The organism is Sphingomonas yabuuchiae (assembly GCF_014199595.1).
GTDB lineage: Bacteria > Pseudomonadota > Alphaproteobacteria > Sphingomonadales > Sphingomonadaceae > Sphingomonas > Sphingomonas yabuuchiae.
Genome location: NZ_JACHNX010000003.1, coordinates 105189 through 121622, shown reverse-complemented (window position 1 = coordinate 121622; position 16434 = coordinate 105189). Strand labels below are relative to the sequence as shown.

The following is a 16434-nucleotide window of genomic DNA, read 5'->3' as shown; positions in this document are numbered from 1 at the left end:
CGAGGCGGCCCCAGGTCATCGATATGGTGGCGTTTAGAAGCGCGCCTCTACGCCCGCGTACAGGAAGCGACCGATGTTCGGATAGATCGCGTCGTTGCCCGTCGCCGTATTGCCGATACCCGTCAGCTCATAAGGCGGCAGCTGGTTGGTAATGTTGTCCACGCCCAGATACAGGCGAAACTTCTCCGTCGCGTTCACCCCAATCCGCGCGTCATGATAGACGATCGGGCTGTAATAGACGAACGGACGCGCATCCGGGTTAAGGGCCGGTCGACCTTGCGAGGCGAAGAACGTCTCGTACACCAGGCCCGACACGATCTGCCGACCGACATAGCGGGCGGTATAGCCGAAATCGATCACGCCGACCTTGCCGTTCAGGTTGAAACGAGCCTGCCACTTCGGATCGCCCAGCATGCTGTCCTGACGATCATAGCGTCCGGGCTCGGCGATGTACGTGTAGTTCAGCCGGTTAAAAATATAGGCAACCGTGAAGTTGGCATTCAGCGAAGCGTTCTCTGAGAAACGCTTGGCATATTGCACGTCGAAGTCGATGCCGTTGGTCTTCAGAGCTGCAAAATTATACGGCTGATTGATGAAGCTGATCCCGTTGCCCGCCTGGGCGAAGGTGAACTGCGACTGGTCGATGGTCCGCCCCGTCTGCCCCAGGAAGGTGCCATTCTGGACCGGATCAGAAGACTGGCGACGGAAGACCGCCGCGCAGAACTGATTGTTGATCCCGTTGGTATCGTCATAGCAGCGGTTGATGATCTGCTGGCCGGTCAGACCCGAAATGACGTTCTTCACCCGGATGTTGTAATAGTCGACCTTGAAGGTCAGCCCGGGGACCTGTTGCGGCTGATAGACCAGGCCCAGCGTGAAGCTGTTGCCGACTTCCGGTGTCAGGCCGATATTGCCTTGGTTGACGCCGGGAATGGTGGACGGAGACTGGTTGGTCCAGGGACGGATCAGCTGTGCACCCGTCGTCGGATCGGTGAAGGTGATCGTCGTCGGAATACCGGCCGCCGCGCAGTTGCGGACGCGGTTGGGATTCGAGGTGATGTTGTTGCTGGCGTTCGTACCACCCGGCTGATCGCACGGATCGGCGACCGAGACGAAGGTCGTCGACTGCGAAGCGTAGAGGTTGCTCAGGTTTGGTGCGCGCACCGAGCGAGAGAAGGTGCCCCGCAGGCGCAGGTCGCGAACGGGGGCCCAGATCAACCCGGCGTTCCACGCCCAGACCGAACCGGTGTTGCCGCCATAGTCGGAGACACGCCCGGCACCCTCGACCGTCAGCTCCTTGATGAACGGGATATTGGCGAGTAGCGGGAGGCGAAGTTCGCCATAAGCCTCCTTGATGTTGACGGCCGGCGGATCAAACGTCGCCGCCGGATTCAGGAAGGTCGCGCCCGATGCGGTGATCGCGTCCTGGCCCGAGAAGGCGTCCTCGCGACGATATTCACCGCCGAACGAGAAATACACCGGACCGCCGGGCAGATTGAAGAACGATCCGGTATTGCCCGAGATGAACGCGGTGGCGTTGATCTGTTCCGCCCACTGATTGCGGGTGGAGGTGTGCAGGATATAGTTGATCGCACGCGGGTCGGCCGCATTCTGGCCGAACAGGTTCAGCGGCACGCAACCCGGCGCGGCGTTGGTTCCGGCGGCATTGGCTGAGCAGATGATCCGCTGCCCCTGCGAGTTCAGGACGAAGTTGGAACCCGTATAATTGGCGGGTGCTACCACCGCGTTGACCGCGTTACGGTAATTGGCGAGCAGAACGTTGCCGCCGGTGCGATAGAAGTTTTCCGTGCGGCCGTAATTGCCTGCAACCTCGTAATACAGGTCGCCCGACGGCGTCAGATCGCCGCGCACGCCGATGACGCCGCGATAGGTGCGGCGGGTGTGGAATTCGGCACGAGTACCCAGATCGTTGTTGAAACGGTTGAGTGTGAACGACGTCGCGCCCGGTGCCAGAATCGTCCCCAGCGTGGCACGAGCCGCAGGCGTCAGGAACGGGTTGTTGACGCTGAACGAGCTCGTCAAGGTGCCGCCGGTGAAGCTCGGCTGGGTCGATTGCTGCGTCGCCTTGATGTTGGCGAAGCTGAACTCGACGAAGGGCTTGAAGGCGGGAGAAATCTCGCCGTTGAGGAGGATGTTGGCCAGGAAGCGGTCCAGGCCCGGCAACAGCATCGCGCCTTCGAGGCCCGATGCGGTGCCGCCGAACAGGACGCCGCCGCCGATTGCGCGATTGTCGGTGAGACCCGTCGTGGACGGCGAATCGCGGAGCAGCGAGCCATCGGGTTGGAACAGATAGTTATAGGCGATCGGGCTGCCGGTCGGTGAGGTCTGACCGGTGCAGATCGCTGCCCGCTGTGCCGCATTGGCCGCCGTGGCGGTGGTGGGGCACTGGGTTACGACGGTGCCGCCGATCGAGCGATTGCCGAACACGCTGCCGCGGGGCACGAAGGTCGTATTGGGAATGCCGTCGAAGTTGCGGTTCGGCGCGTTCGTGATCTGCGAGTTGATGAAGGCCGGCGTGCCGCCATAGGCCCCAAGATAGGGACGCTGGGCAAAAAAGACGGGATTGCTCTTGGAGTACTCAGCCGAGACGGTCAGGTTGAAGCGCCCATCGGCAAAGTTCGCACCGGTGATCCCGCTGACCAGATAGGTACCGCGATCACCATAGCTGGTAACGCCACCCTGCGCGCGCAGGCGCGTGCCGACGAAATCCCGCTTCAGCTTGAAGTTCACGACGCCAGAGATCGCGTCCGAGCCGTAGACGGCCGACTGGCCACCCGTGACGATGTCGACCGCTTCGACGAGGTCGAAGGGGATAGTATTGGTGTCGGGCGTATACGAACCCGGGACTGCAGTAACGACGCGACGGCCATTGACCAGCGTCAGGGTCCGCGCCGTGCCGATGCCGCGCAGGTCGAGCAGGTTGAGCCCGGCCGTTCCGATCGAGCCGGTCGAGTTCGCCTGGCTGAACGTGCTACGCAACTGCGGCAGTTGGCTGATCGCATCGCCCAGAGAAATATCGCCACGCGTGCCGAGCAGCTCTGCCGCGTTGACCGACTCGACCGGGATCGCGGCGTCGAACTTGTTGGTCAGGCGGATCCGCGACCCGGTAACCACGACGTCACCGTTATTCGCGCGGTTGTCCGGCGTCGCATCCTGCGCTGCGGTATCGTCTTCCTGAGCACCCGGCGCTGTGGTCGAAGTGGCGGTCTGAGAATCGGTCTGCGCGAACGCGGCGACCGGCATCAGGACCAGGGTGCTGGCCAGCGCGGAGGCGCCCAGCAGGGTACGCATATTCATTCTTTACCCCCAATATGACGGATCGTTCATGTCCGTTCATCGCAGGGAAAGAAATTTCCGACGGGAAAACAAGCGCTGACGCGACGCTTTCCGAAAATTGCGTCACCATAGTTGCAGGGATGTGACAGCTTCGACACATCCCTGCAATCTAACGGTTAAACGCGAAATTTTCGAAAAGTGGCGTGTTTATCGCTCAACACACGTTTAGCGTTCGAGGCACATGGCGATGCCCATGCCGCCGCCGATGCACAGCGTGGCCAGACCCTTCTTGGCGTCACGCTTCTGCATTTCGTAGATCAGGGTCGTCAACACACGTGCGCCGCTGGCACCGATCGGGTGGCCCAGCGCGATCGCGCCGCCATTGACGTTGACCTTCTCGGGATCGAGGCCCAGTTCCTTGCCGACCGACAAAGCCTGTGCGGCAAAGGCCTCATTGGCTTCGATCAGGTCGAGGTCGCCGATGGTCCAGCCCGCCTTTTCCAGCGCGCGCTTGGTGGCGGGGACGGGGCCGATGCCCATGACCGACGGATCGACGCCCGCCGAGGCCCAGCTCTTGATCGTGGCGAGGATCGGCGTACCCCGCTTCTCGGCTTCCTCGCGGCTCATCAGGACGATGGCGGCGGCGCCGTCGTTCAGGCCCGAGGCATTGGCGGCCGTGACCGTGCCGTCCTTCTTGAAGGCAGGGCGGACGCCCGACACGCTCTCGATGGTCGCACCGGCGCGGATATATTCGTCGTCGGCGACGACCGTATCGCCCTTGCGGCCCTTGATGGTGACGGGCGCGATCTCGTCCTTGAAGCGGCCCTCGCCGCGTGCCTTCTCGGCCAGGTTCTGCGAGCGGACCGCGAACTGATCCTGCTGGTCGCGGGTTACCTGATACTGCTCGGCGAGGTTCTCGGCGGTAATGCCCATGTGATAACCGGCAAAGGCGTCGGTCAGGCCGTCATGCACCATGGTGTCGACCATGGTCAGTGGACCCATCTTGGTGCCGCCACGCATCGTCTGGGCATGGGGCGAGAGCGACATCGATTCCTGGCCGCCTGCGACGACGATCGTCGCATCGCCATTGGCGATCGCCTGCATCCCCAGCGCCACGGCGCGCAGGCCCGAGCCGCAGACCTGGTTGACGCCGTAGGCGGGGACCTCCTTGGGAATACCCGCAGCCATCGACGCCTGACGCGCCGGGTTCTGGCCCTGCGCGGCGGTCAGCACCTGGCCTAGGATCACCTCGGACACGTCTTCGCCCTTGATACCCGCCTGTTCCAGCGCGGCGGTGATCGCCACCCGGCCGAGTTCGTGCGCGGGCGTGGCGGCAAAGGCGCCCAGGAAGCTGCCCACGGGGGTACGCTTGGCGGCGGTAATGACGATCTCGGTCATGAAGGCTCCTTTAGGTTCGGATCTATCTAGGTGTTGGGAGGGCGGTGATCCAGTCGGCGAGCGGCTGCCAGAGCTGTTGCTCCGCACGGCCGCCGACGACCATGCCGACATGGCCCGTGCCCCCCGCTCGCCGGTCGGGCAGGCCGATGGCGGTGGCGGCGGGAACGATCCGGTCGGCGGTGGCGATGAATTCGACGCTAGGGGCGTCGCATTGCGATGGCGTGACGGTCGCCCCGGCGACGCGCCATTGCCCCTGGCCGGGACGATCCTCGGCGATCAGTTCCTCGAACAACTCTCGGCCGAAAGCATGGGGCAGGGGGGCACCCTGGTTGGCCCAGTCCTCCAACCGGACGAAGCGGCGGGCGGCATCGGTGCGTGGATCGAGTTCGGCGAAGGCCGCATATTTGGCGATGGTGCGCGCCGGATCGAGCCGCCAGAAGCCCGCTTGCAACGCCTCCATGGGGACGAGGCCGAGCGCTTCGGAGGTGGGCTTGATCGCGGCCCATTGCGCGGCCATCGCGGCACGGGCCTCGTCGCCATAGCCGGTGAAATGCCATGGTGCGGCGATCGCGGCCAGCCCGGCGACCTTGCTGCGCGCCGCCGCGGCCATGGCGAGCGTACCGCCCAGGCAATAGCCGATCAGGACCGGCGGCTGTGGCAGGCAAGCAATCAGGGGGAGCAGGAAGCGTTCGACATGGCCCGCAACGTCGATGTCGCGGTCCTTCGAGCCCGGCGTTCCCCAGTCGACCAGCCAGGGATGGAAACCCCGCCCGCGTAGCCAGCGGATCAGCGAGCGGTCGCGGGACATGTCAAGGATGGAAGGCGGGTTGATCAGCGAGGGGATGAACAGCACCGGCCGTCCTTCGCCTCCCGCATCGCGCAATTTCACCCGGCCGCGCCGTCGCCGGACGGGCAGGGCGCGCATCGGCCGCTCGCGCTTCGCCTCCTGAAACCGGCGTAGTCCCGTCAGCGCGGCCTGTACCAGCTCGGGATTTTCCGCAGCCTCGCTGCGCAACATCGCCAGGAACAGCGGCAAGGGTCGCGGACCATGTTGCGATGCGAAATCCAAGGCGTTAGGCTGCGACAAAACCATGAAAGGCGGGGGTCCATGAAGAAGCAGGCATCGGACGGCGTCGTGATCGTCAAGAAATATGCGAACCGGCGGCTCTACAACACCGAAACCTCCTCCTACATCACGCTCGACCATCTGGCGGGCATGATCCGCGCGGGCCGCGATTTTAAGGTCGTCGACGCCAAGACCGACGAGGACATCACCCATAATGTCCTGACCCAGATCATCATGGAAGAGGAAAGCCGGGGCGAAACCATGCTGCCGGTGAATTTCCTGCGCCAGCTGATCTCGATGTACGGCGATTCGATGCAGGCGATGGTGCCCGGCTATCTGGAGGCGTCGATGGACAGCTTCCGCCGCAACCAGGAACAGTTCAAGTCGGCGGTCGAGGGTGCGTTCGCGAACACGCCCTTCGCCGACATGGCCAAGCGCAACCTGGCGATGTTCGAAGCCGCGACGCAAGGGTTCAAGCCGGGCGCGGCGGCGCCCGCGCCGACCCCGGCAGCGCCCGCCGCCAGCAAGGACGCCGAAATGGCCGCTCTAAAGGCGGAGCTCGCCGCGCTGAAGGACAAGATCGAGAAGCTGGGGGAATAGCCCCGAGCCTCCGTTCAGGCTCCCTTCTTCCCTCTCCCCTGGACAGGGGGAGAGGGTTAGCGGAGCTTGCCAGCGTGCTGGCTAGCGCAGCTTGGGTGAGGGGTTGAGCGAGCCTAAAGGCTCGCGCGCTCTTCGAGCGCTTCACCCCTCACCCAGCTCCAACTAGGCCTTTGCTCCCGCAAAGACCAAGTCTGCGCAACCCTCTCCCCTCCGTGAGGGGCGAGGGAAGAAGGGCATGGCCTTCGACCTAATTCAGGCGAAACGGGGATGAGTGCGTCGGGCGGTGGGAACTGCTGGCCCCCACAACGCGATCCGGGTTTCCCCGTCCTACGGTTGGCAGATTCACCGTGTCACGCGCGACGCGGTTCACGGGTTAGCTTAGCATGACACGCCGGGCAATATTGAACCCGCGCCCACCCGACTCCATATCGCCGCGCATGAGCGGGAATGAACACGCCATGCCCACCTGGCATGGCACGACGATTTGCTCGGTGCGCCGTGGCGGCCGGGTGGTGGTGGCCGGGGACGGTCAGGTTTCGATGGGCCAGACGGTCATGAAGCCCAATGCGCGCAAGGTCCGGCGGCTGGGCGATGGCTCGGTCATCGGCGGCTTTGCGGGCGCGACGGCGGATGCCTTCACCCTGTTCGAGCGGCTGGAGGCCAAGCTGGAGCGGCATAACGGCCAGTTGCTGCGCGCGGCGGTCGAGCTGGCCAAGGACTGGCGGACCGACAAGTTCCTCCGCAACCTGGAGGCGATGATGATCGTCGCCGACAAGGACGTGACGCTGATCCTGACCGGCAATGGCGACGTGCTGGAGCCGGAGAACGGCATCTGCGCGATCGGATCGGGCGGCAATTACGCGCTCGCGGCGGCCCGTGCGCTCGTCGACTATGAACAGGATGCCGAGACGATCGCGCGCAAGGCGATGGCGATCGCCGCCGATGTCTGCGTCTACACCAATGACCGCGTCACGCTCGAAGCCATCGACGGCGCGAACTAATCCGAAAGCTCCCATGAACGACCAGCTGACCCCTAAGGCGATCGTCGCCGCGCTCGATGCGCATATCATCGGCCAGGCCGACGCCAAGCGCGCCGTCGCCGTCGCCATGCGCAACCGCTGGCGTCGCCAGCGCCTCGGCGCCGACCTGCGCGACGAGGTGACGCCCAAGAACATCCTGATGATCGGCCCGACGGGCTGCGGCAAGACCGAGATCAGCCGCCGTCTCGCCAAGCTGGCCGACGCGCCCTTCGTGAAGGTCGAGGCGACCAAGTTCACCGAGGTCGGCTATGTCGGCCGGGATGTCGAGCAGATCGCACGCGACCTGGTCGAGGAAGCGATCCGGCTCGAAAAGGAACGCCGCCGCGTCGCGGTGAAGGACAAGGCGGAAGAGGCGGCGATGAACCGCCTGCTCGATGCGCTGGTCGGCAAGGACTCCAGCCAGGCGACGCGCGAGGCCTTTCGTCAGCGTTTCCGCGACGGCCATCTCGACCAGACCGAAATCGAGATCGAACTGGAGCAGGCGCAGGCCGCGCCGTTCGAAATCCCCGGTGCCGCGCCGCAGATGATCAACCTGTCGGAAATGATGGGCAAGGCGTTCGGCGGCCAGCCGCTCAAGCGCCGCAAGCTGACCGTCTCGGCCGCCTGGACCAAGCTGGTCGAGGAAGAGGCCGACAAGCGCCTCGACCAGGACGAGGTCAGCCGCGCCGCGCTGGCCGATGCCGAGGCGAACGGGATCGTCTTCCTCGACGAGATCGACAAGATCGCGGTTTCGGACGTGCGCGGCGGTTCGGTCAGCCGTGAGGGCGTGCAGCGCGACCTGCTGCCGCTGATCGAGGGCACGACGGTCGCGACCAAATATGGCCCGATGAAGACGGACCATATCCTCTTCATCGCGTCCGGCGCCTTCCACGTCGCCAAGCCATCCGACCTGCTGCCCGAATTGCAGGGCCGTTTGCCGATCCGGGTCGAGCTGAAGGCGCTGACGGAGAGCGACTTCGTCGCGATCCTGTCGGATACCAAGGCGTCGCTGCCCGCCCAGTACAAGGCGCTGATCGGCACCGAGGGCGTCGAGATTTCCTTCACCGAGGACGGCATCGCCGCGATCGCGCGGATAGCGGCGGAAGTGAACGGCCAGGTCGAGAATATCGGCGCGCGGCGGCTTCAGACGGTTATGGAGAAGCTGTTGGAGGAGATCAGCTTCGAGGCGGAGGATCGTCAGGGTTCGACGCTGACCGTGGATGCGGCCTATGTCGACAAGCAGCTGTCGGCGGTGGCGCGGAATACGGATCTGAGCCGGTTCGTTCTGTGATCCGGGTGGGGGCTCGGTGAGACACTGAAACCCTCCCCCATCCCCTCCCGCCTGCGGGAGGGGCGTGCCCAGGCCGTGGCGTATGCGTTGAGTCGCAACATTTGGTCTTGCCGCTCCCCTCCCGCAAGCGGGAGGGGATGGGGGAGGGCAGGCCGCAAGCAAAAACGCTTATTTCTTCACCCTATCATACGGCACGAACCCGTCGAAGAAACACCATGCCGACGGGATGGAAAGCCCCTGCTGCAACACCCGGAATCGGTCGTTCCGACAGACCTGCGATCCCCAGCGATCGATCAGCAGCGTGTTGAACGGCTGAATACCAAAGCACTGGCCGCGGACCTTGGCCCGCCAGACGCGACGCCCTGCATTGATGAAGATCACGTCCTTGTCGGCGATGACCGGCCCCGACATGGTCGTGCTGGTGTCGACGCATTGCGCCGGCGGCCCCGCGACACGTCCCGCAAAGGGGTCGGACTTGGCCGCCGACAGGGTCAGGGTCAGGCCCAGCGCGGCGGCGATGGTGGCCTTGCCGCGCATCAGCCCTGCTTCCGATAGGGGACGAATTCGTCGAAGCTGCAACTGCCGGTAAAGAAGCCGGAGGTGCGGTCGACCGTCTGCGCAATGTCGCCCGAACAGAGCTGGCCCGTGGTCGTCCGGGTCACGAAGATGTTGTTGCCCGACCCGCCGACATCGCTGCACCCGCCCGCCGTCCGGCTGACATATTTCAGGCGCGGCGACACGGTATAGACGATGGTCGGGCCATACGACCGGACCTGCTGCGTCCGGTACTGGCTGATGCACTGGGTCGGCGCGCCCGGCGTCAGGCCGCGTAGCGCCTTGTCGAGATCGGCACGCTCGGTCTGGACGCGCTGCTCAACCTGTGCCTTTTGCGCCGGGGTGAGCGTACAGGCGCTCAAGCCCGCCATGGGGATCAGAACAGGTAACAACGTCACGATACGCATCATTCCGTCTCCGTCTAAACGCCCCTGTAGCAAAGGCTTAACCCTTGAACGCGTCCTTGGCTGCACGGCGCTGCGCCAGTTCGTCCGCGTCGACCGAGCGAAGGAAGGGGTTGGTCGCCCGCTCCAGCGCGATGGTCGTCGGAATGGTCGGCTCGCCCTGTTCGCGCATCGCGACGACATCGGCCAGCCGCTCGGCGATGGCCTCATTGTCGGGCTCCACGGCGGCGGCGAAGCGGGCATTGGACAGGGTGTATTCGTGGCCGCAATAGACCCGCGTGTCGCCCGGCAGCCCTGCGAACCGGCGCATATTGGCGTGCATCTGCGCCGCCGTTCCCTCGAACAGCCGCCCGCATCCCATGGCGAACAGCGTGTCGCCGGTGAAGATCGTCGCCCGGTCGGCGATATGAAAGGCGATATGGCCCGCCGTATGGCCCGGCACCGACCAGATGGTCGCCACCGCATCACCGACCGCGATGGTGTCGCCTTCGTCCAGCAGCGTGTCGAGCCCGTCGATCTTCGCCGCCTCCGCCGCCGGACCCGCGACGCGGGCCCCTTGCGCCTTCAACGCGGCAGCGCCGCCGACATGATCGGGATGCCAATGGGTCAGCCAGACCTGATCGATCGTCCAGCCGCGCGCGGCCGCCGCCGCCGCGACGGGCGCGGCCTCGCCGGGGTCGAGCGCGACGGTCTGCCCGGCGTCATGGATCAGCCAGGCATAATTGTCGGAGAGGACGGGGACTCGAACGATTTCCATCGAAAGCCTCTTACCAGCTTCCGACATTGGGCATCGAGACCCAGGGTTCGGTCGGCGGCAGCGCACCGTCCTGCAATAGTTCGATCGAGATGCCGTCGGGCGTCTTGACGAAGGCCATATGCCCGTCGCGCGGGGGGCGGTTGATGATGATCCCGGCATCCATCAGCCGCTGGCACGTCGCGTATATATCGTCGACGCGGTAGGCGAGATGCCCGAAATTGCGACCGCCGGTGTAGATTTCGGGATCCCAATTGTGGGTCAGCTCGACCTCGGCCCGGCCTTCGTCGCCCGGCGCGGCCAAGAAGATCAGCGAGAAACGGCCGCGTTCATTGTCCACGCGGCGGACTTCCTTCAGGCCCAGCAGCTCGAAAAAGCGGATGCTGGCGTCCAGGTCGCTGACGCGGATCATGGTGTGGAGATAGCGCATCGGTGGTTCTGCCTGTTCAACGGGGCCGCTCGGGCGGGACAGTCATGCTATCCCGAACGGGAAAGCATGACCTTTACGTGCGATAAGGGATTAGCGGGACGGGAATTGCGAGAGCGCCTTGGCCGTCTCGGCGCGGATCGGGCTGTCGGGCGGGGCGAGGCGGGCGGCTTCGCTCCACGCCTTGCGGGCGCCCGCCTCGTCGCCCGCGACGGCGGCGATGTTGCCCGCCTCCAGCTGGACGCTGGGATCGTCGGCGGAGCGGGCCAGCGCCTGGGCGATGTCCTTCTGCGCGCGGGGCAGGTCCTTCATCCGCCGCGCCAGCGTCGCCGAGAGCAGCCAGGCGAGCGGATCGGCAGGCGCGTTGGTCAGCGCCGCATCCAGATCGATACGCGCGGCGGCCATCTGGCCGCCCGCGACCGAGGCCCGCGCACGGTCGAGCTGCGCCTCGCCCAGCGCGAAGCCGCTCAACTCGCCTGCCGCCAGCGCGGCATCCAGCGCGGCGCGGGCATGGGTGGCGTCTCCGGCGGCCAGAAAGGCATTGCCCGCCTGTGCCCAGTAATTGGCGGCACGCACGTCATGCGCGGTCTCGGCGGCGCGGGCGGCCTGTTCGAAGGCGCTGGCGGCGGCGCTCCAGCTGCGTTCGGCCGCAAAGGCGAGGCCCAGGCATTGCTGCGCAAAATAGTCGCCGCCCGCCAGGCGCCATTTGCCCGCCTCGACCTTGGCCGCCGCGGGATTGGTGTCGGCAAGCGTCACGCAGCGCTGATAGCGCGCCTCGCGCGGGTCGGTGGGTAGGGGCGGCGTCTTGGCGGGGGCGGACTGGACGGCGGCGGCGAGCGCCAGGGAGAGCAGGATCATAGGCGGTGCAACACGTCCTCGACGGCCCGGATCAGCAGCGCGATATCGGCATCGCGCGACAGCCGGTGGTCCCCGTCCTTGATCAAGACAGTCTGCACATCGGCTGAACGGAACAGCTGCGCCAGATGGGTAGTCCGCTGCCAGGGCACATCGGGGTCGGCCATGCCCTGAAGCAGGCGGACCGGCCCGTCGAATGCGATGGAGCCGAAGGTGAGGCGATTGGCCTCGCCCGACGACCAGAAACGGCGGGTATAGATGGTCGGGGCGGGGCCATAAGGATTGGGCCGCTCCAGCCGCCCGGTCTGGAGGATCGTCATCTTCTCCTCCTCGGAAAAGCCCCAGTCGGTGAAGTCGGGCGCGGGCGCGATGCCGACCAGCGCCTGGACCCGTTCGGGGCGTGCCTTGGCGGCGAGCAGCATCAGCCAGCCGCCCATCGACGATCCGACCAATATGGCGGGTCCCTTCACCACATCGTCGAGCATCGCGACCACATCGTCCCGCCAGTCGGCCAGCGCCTGATCCTCGAACGCGCCCTCCGACTCGCCGCAGCCGCCATAGTCGAAGCGCAGGAAGGCCCGGCCGTTCGCCTGGGCCCATGCCTCCAGCGCCAGCGCCTTCGACCCCTGCATGTCCGAGGCATAGCCGGGCAGGAAGACGATCGCGGGGCCGGTCCCCGGCGTCCAGTGATGGGCGAGCTTGGGGCGGGGTGTGGGCGTGTCGGTCATGACCGGGATTTAGGGGCCGGGGGAGGGATTGGAAACCCGACGGCGCAATGTCCCGCCCTCCGTTCAGCCTGAGCGAAGTCGAAGGCCAAGGCATGACCTTCTCATAGGAATGCCTGGAGAGGCCGTGGCGTGGCCTTCGACTATGCCCAAGCTGAACGGAGGGGGGGAGTGCGCCGCGCGGCGAGGACTGCCAGTCCCTCGCAAGCGATCCCGAAAGTCTTCGGTCCTACGGCAGCCAGATTCACCGTGTCACGCGCGACGCCGAGTCAAACTAGGCTTGGCTGGTATCAACGGCAAGCGGCTTGAACCACCGCATTCCTCCCCAAGCTCGCTTGGGGAGGGGGACCGCTCGCGTCAGCGAGTGGTGGAGGGGCAAGACCCCCTCAGATCACATATTCCACGCTCTTCATCTGCGTCTGCGCGGCCTGTTTCTTGCGCCGCTTGGCGACCATCTCGGCATGGAGCCGGGCGACCGTGTCGCTGCCCGTCGTGGTGCACAGCCCTGGCACCACCGCATGGACGATCGCGCCCAGCCCGCCCAGGATCATGATCCCCCCGAACCGTGCCGCGACGCCGAAATGCTCGACATAGCTTTCGCCGACGCTTTCGGGATGTTCGGTGAACAGGCGACGGAACATGACGGGCGTTCTCCTATGGCCGTTGGCGGCGATCCTATCATGGCGATGGGAATAGGCCAAATCAGCCTTTGGACGGGCTGACGAAAATGTCCTCGATCGCGCAGCCGAACAGCTCGGCGATCTTGAAGGCGAGGGGGAGCGAGGGATCGTAGCGCCCCGTTTCGATCGCGTTGACGCTCTGGCGGCTGACCTCCAACAACTGGGCCAGGTCCTGCTGGCTCCAGCCGCGTTCGGCCCGCAGGGTGCGCAGGTGGTTGTTCACGCCCGCGTGCGCCATTCGGTCAGGGCGTTGAAGCAACCGCCCAGTCCCAGGCCGCCGAACCACAGGACGGTCGTCCAATAGCCCTGGGTGTGCTCCACAAGACCGAAGCCCTCCAGAAACCCCCATGCCGTCGAAACGGACAGGGCAAAGCCGGTTGCGATGAGCGACTGTCGCACGAGAAGCATCCGCACATATTCGTCGCGCATCTCCACCAGCAACCGGCCGATCACGACGAAGACGCCCATGATCGGCAGCGCGGGCAGGATGGCGACCAGATAGGCCAGCGGACCTGACGGCGGCGCATGACGAAACCACATATTCGCGCCGATCAGTGCGATGGCATAGAGCGTCATCGTCACCAGCAGGCGGCGGGTATATCGCTTCATTTCCGGTTGCAGGCGCATCACGAACCTCCCTCATATGTGAAGGAGGCTTTACATGGAAAGTTTGCTTTACGTCAAGCGTCCTTTACGTCGCTGCGAGCTGCTCCACCATGTCCTGCGCCAGCAGGCTGAGCGTATCGTCACGCGCGCCCATCACCACGATACGGTCGCCTTCCTGCGCTTCGGCCACGAGCATCGCCGCGGCCTCGGCACGGTCGGCGATGTGGCGGGCATCCAGCCCATGCGCGCGCAGGTCGGCGACGATGTCGGCGCTGGTCACCTCGCGTGCGACGGTGCCGCCGAAATAGGCCGGGTCGGGGATCGCCAGCACGTCGTCGGGCTTCATCCGCGCGGCGATGCTGTCGACCAGTTCGGTCCGCATGACCTTGAGCGGGCCATAACCGTGCGGCTGGAACAGGATCAGCAACCGCCCGGGAAAGGCATGGAGCGTGTCGAGCGTCGCGGCGATCTTGTCGGGGTTGTGGCCGAAATCGTCGATGACGGTAACGCCCTTCGCCTCGCCGACCTTCTCGAACCGGCGTTTCAGGCCTGTGAAGCGCTCGACCGCGCGGATCGCATCGATCAGCGGCACGCCCGCCGCCACGCTCGCGCCGATCGCGGCCAGCGCGTTGGAGACATTGTGGCGGCCCGGCACCGATAGCCGGACATGATAGCCCGCCCCCCCGGTGATCAGGTCGAATTGAATCGCGAAGGGTTCGGGCTTCAGCGCCTCGGCGACCAGATCGGCCGCCCCCTCCACCGCAAAGGTGGTCAGGTTGGGGATGTCGGCCAGCAAGGCCGCCGTCTCGGCATCGCCCGCATTCGCCACGACATGGCGCGCGCGCGCCGCGAACCCACCGAACAGGTCGCGCAATTCCTCCAGCGACTTATGGTCCAGACTGACATTGTTCAGCACCGCGATGGCCGGATTATAGAGTGCGATCGAGCCGTCGCTTTCGTCGACCTCGCTGACGAACGCCTCGCCGCCGCCGACCAGCGCGCTGGCAAAGGGGCTGTCGGGCGAGACGAAATCCTTCATCACCGCGCCGTTCATCGCGGTCGGATCGCGCCCCGTTTCGTGCAGGATGAAGGCGATCATGCCGGTGACGGTCGACTTGCCGCTGGTCCCCGCCACGCCGATGGGCAGCGCGCTCTCGTTGAACAGGCTTGCGAGCATCTGCGCGCGGGTGGCGCGGGCGCAGCCCAGCCGGTTGGCGGCAACGATGTCGGGCACCGTCTCCTCGACGGCGGCGGAGGCGATGACGAGCTGGTCGGCCGAGGTCACGCCCGATCCGTCCTGTGGGAACAGCGCGATCTCGGCGGCGCGCAGCGCGTCGAACTTGGCGGCGACGCGCCCCTGATCCAGTCCCCGGTCGGAGCCCGCCACCGTCCAGCCGCGCGCGCGCAGGATCATCGCCAGCGGCATCATCCCCGATCCGCCGATACCCACCAGAAAACAGGAATTGCCGTTGGTCATGGCGCCACGCTATCGGCGGTAATGCGGCACAGGGCAATGCCCCGCCGGATCGGCAGCCAAGGGGGTACGCCAGAATGAAGATCGGAATCCTCGCCCCCGCCAGCATCGGCAATCCTGCCGCCGAAGCCCCGGTCAGTGCCTTCGCCGCGATCGCCTATCCGGACGTCGACCTGATCTTCCACCCGCAATGCTACGAGCAGGACGGCCATTTCGCCGGGTCCGACGAACGCCGCGCCTCGGCCTTTCTGGAGTTCGCCAATGACCCCGGCATCGACGCGATCTGGTTCTTGCGCGGCGGCTATGGATCGAACCGCATCCTGTCGCGGGTCATGCCGAATCTGAACGCGGCGGCGGGGCACAAGACCTATATCGGCTATTCCGACCTCGGCTTCGTACTGGCGGCGCTTTACGCGCGGCGGATCGGACGGCCGGTCCATGGTCCGATGGCAAGCGATATTCGCCGCCAGCATGGCGACGCGACGGTGGCGCGCTCGCTCGGCTGGCTGGTGAGCGGCGACCGGCAGGGGCTGGAGCCGGGCCTCGACGGCCGCCCGGCGGCGGCGTTCAACCTGTCGATCCTCCATGCGCTGATCGGCACGCCCTGGCTGCCCGACCTGACCGACCATGTCCTGATGATCGAGGAAGTGTCCGAGCATCTCTATGCCGTCGACCGGATGCTGTTCACCATGGCCAACGCCACCCAGCTCAAGGGCGTGGCCGGCGTCCGGTTGGGCGCGGTCAGCAACGTGCAGGCCAACGAGCCCGAATGGGGCGAGACGCTGGAGTTCATGATCCAGCGCTGGTGCACCGAGATGGGCGTGCCCTATCTGGGGCGGGCGCGGATCGGTCATACGCAGGACAATCATCTGGTGCCGTTCGGGATCGCGTGAGGGAAGGCGATGAAGGCATGGCGCTTGGCCTATGCATCGCACGGACCGCGATGGCGCAGACAAACTCGCCCTCGTAAATCCCGGTCTCCGCCACCGCACCGCCGGTTCGTATCGACATGTCGCCTGCGCCCATCGACGGCAAGGTCACGGCGATGGCGGCCTACCCAATCGATCAATAGGGACCGGCTGCGCCGCGTGATATCGGCGAAGACATGATGTGGTTCGCTCCGTTGTTTCAGGCTCCGCCCCTGTGGATGATAATGATATGGGTCAGGATTGTTGAAGTTCGTACCGCTTCGCTCCATTAAACAGATCATGATCTGTCACTTATGCAGAATATAATTGTTGCGAGGATTTGCGAAACTTGAGGCTCCGCCGCTTCGTCTTTGC

General features: G+C 65.5%; 17 protein-coding genes. 4 read left to right on the top strand and 13 right to left on the bottom strand.

Annotation, left to right across the window (positions count from 1 at the left end; genetic code table 11):
• Positions 1 to 33: 33 nt before the first annotated feature.
• The 3 genes from GGQ89_RS06030 to GGQ89_RS06020 all read right to left on the bottom strand — a co-directional run bounded on the left by GGQ89_RS06030 (position 34) and on the right by GGQ89_RS06020 (position 5731).
• On the bottom strand, positions 34 to 3318 hold the full coding sequence (locus GGQ89_RS06030; protein WP_206362776.1) for a TonB-dependent receptor domain-containing protein: 3285 nt from the start codon (positions 3316 to 3318) through the stop codon (positions 34 to 36).
• A gap of 204 nt (positions 3319 to 3522) precedes the next feature.
• Positions 3523 to 4695: an acetyl-CoA C-acetyltransferase gene (locus GGQ89_RS06025; RefSeq protein WP_076717449.1), complete on the bottom strand. Its 1173-nt coding sequence runs from the start codon at positions 4693 to 4695 to the stop codon at positions 3523 to 3525.
• 22 nt (positions 4696 to 4717) lie between these two features.
• A complete protein-coding gene (locus GGQ89_RS06020; protein WP_240456536.1) occupies positions 4718 to 5731 on the bottom strand; it encodes an alpha/beta fold hydrolase in 1014 nt (337 codons plus the stop codon).
• 72 nt (positions 5732 to 5803) lie between these two features.
• Here GGQ89_RS06020 and phaR point away from each other — a divergent pair, with 72 nt between their 5' ends.
• The 3 genes from phaR (at position 5804) to hslU (ending at position 8671) form a co-directional block, all read left to right on the top strand.
• Positions 5804 to 6361 carry a polyhydroxyalkanoate synthesis repressor PhaR gene (phaR, locus tag GGQ89_RS06015; RefSeq protein WP_056436843.1) on the top strand — a complete coding sequence of 186 codons (558 nt, stop codon included), beginning with the start codon at positions 5804 to 5806 and terminating at the stop codon, positions 6359 to 6361.
• Between the two features lie 458 nt (positions 6362 to 6819).
• Entirely contained in the window at positions 6820 to 7362 is a 543-nt protein-coding gene (gene hslV / locus GGQ89_RS06010; protein ID WP_056437183.1) for an ATP-dependent protease subunit HslV, read from the top strand.
• Between the two features lie 13 nt (positions 7363 to 7375).
• Positions 7376 to 8671, top strand: a complete 1296-nt coding sequence (gene hslU, locus GGQ89_RS06005; protein WP_184104883.1) for an ATP-dependent protease ATPase subunit HslU — start codon at positions 7376 to 7378, stop codon at positions 8669 to 8671.
• A 168-nt stretch (positions 8672 to 8839) separates the two neighbouring features.
• Here hslU and GGQ89_RS06000 read toward each other — a convergent pair whose 3' ends face one another.
• From GGQ89_RS06000 to GGQ89_RS05955, 10 genes are all read right to left on the bottom strand, one after another.
• The gene (locus GGQ89_RS06000) at positions 8840 to 9208 is read right to left on the bottom strand and encodes a hypothetical protein (RefSeq protein ID WP_184104882.1); all 369 of its coding nucleotides are present in this window, start codon (positions 9206 to 9208) and stop codon (positions 8840 to 8842) included.
• Positions 9208 to 9636: a hypothetical protein gene (locus tag GGQ89_RS05995; protein WP_184104880.1), complete on the bottom strand. Its 429-nt coding sequence runs from the start codon at positions 9634 to 9636 to the stop codon at positions 9208 to 9210. The genes GGQ89_RS06000 and GGQ89_RS05995 overlap by 1 nt, the downstream gene beginning before the upstream one ends.
• A 34-nt stretch (positions 9637 to 9670) precedes the next feature.
• Positions 9671 to 10387, bottom strand: coding sequence for a hydroxyacylglutathione hydrolase (gene gloB, locus GGQ89_RS05990; RefSeq protein ID WP_184104878.1), 717 nt, complete (start codon positions 10385 to 10387; stop codon positions 9671 to 9673).
• A gap of 10 nt (positions 10388 to 10397) precedes the next feature.
• Positions 10398 to 10814, bottom strand: a complete 417-nt coding sequence (locus GGQ89_RS05985) for a VOC family protein (protein WP_056436857.1) — start codon at positions 10812 to 10814, stop codon at positions 10398 to 10400.
• Positions 10815 to 10904: 90 nt separating this feature from the next.
• Entirely contained in the window at positions 10905 to 11669 is a 765-nt protein-coding gene (locus GGQ89_RS05980) for a tetratricopeptide repeat protein (RefSeq protein WP_184104876.1), read from the bottom strand.
• Complete coding sequence (locus tag GGQ89_RS05975; RefSeq protein ID WP_184104874.1) at positions 11666 to 12394, bottom strand: alpha/beta hydrolase; 729 nt, start codon at positions 12392 to 12394, stop codon at positions 11666 to 11668. Before GGQ89_RS05975 ends, GGQ89_RS05980 begins: the two co-directional genes overlap by 4 nt.
• Before the next feature lie 383 nt (positions 12395 to 12777).
• The gene (locus GGQ89_RS05970) at positions 12778 to 13032 is read right to left on the bottom strand and encodes a DUF6356 family protein (protein WP_184104872.1); all 255 of its coding nucleotides are present in this window, start codon (positions 13030 to 13032) and stop codon (positions 12778 to 12780) included.
• Between the two features lie 61 nt (positions 13033 to 13093).
• Positions 13094 to 13309: a helix-turn-helix transcriptional regulator gene (locus GGQ89_RS05965; RefSeq protein ID WP_206362777.1), complete on the bottom strand. Its 216-nt coding sequence runs from the start codon at positions 13307 to 13309 to the stop codon at positions 13094 to 13096.
• Positions 13291 to 13698, bottom strand: a complete 408-nt coding sequence (locus GGQ89_RS05960; protein WP_184104868.1) for a hypothetical protein — start codon at positions 13696 to 13698, stop codon at positions 13291 to 13293. The genes GGQ89_RS05965 and GGQ89_RS05960 overlap by 19 nt, the downstream gene beginning before the upstream one ends.
• Positions 13699 to 13762: 64 nt before the next feature.
• Positions 13763 to 15154: a UDP-N-acetylmuramate--L-alanine ligase gene (locus GGQ89_RS05955; RefSeq protein WP_184104866.1), complete on the bottom strand. Its 1392-nt coding sequence runs from the start codon at positions 15152 to 15154 to the stop codon at positions 13763 to 13765.
• 74 nt (positions 15155 to 15228) lie between these two features.
• On the opposite strand from GGQ89_RS05955, the gene GGQ89_RS05950 reads away from it, so the two are divergent.
• Entirely contained in the window at positions 15229 to 16044 is an 816-nt protein-coding gene (locus GGQ89_RS05950) for an LD-carboxypeptidase (RefSeq protein ID WP_076717433.1), read from the top strand.
• Positions 16045 to 16434: the final 390 nt, after the last annotated feature.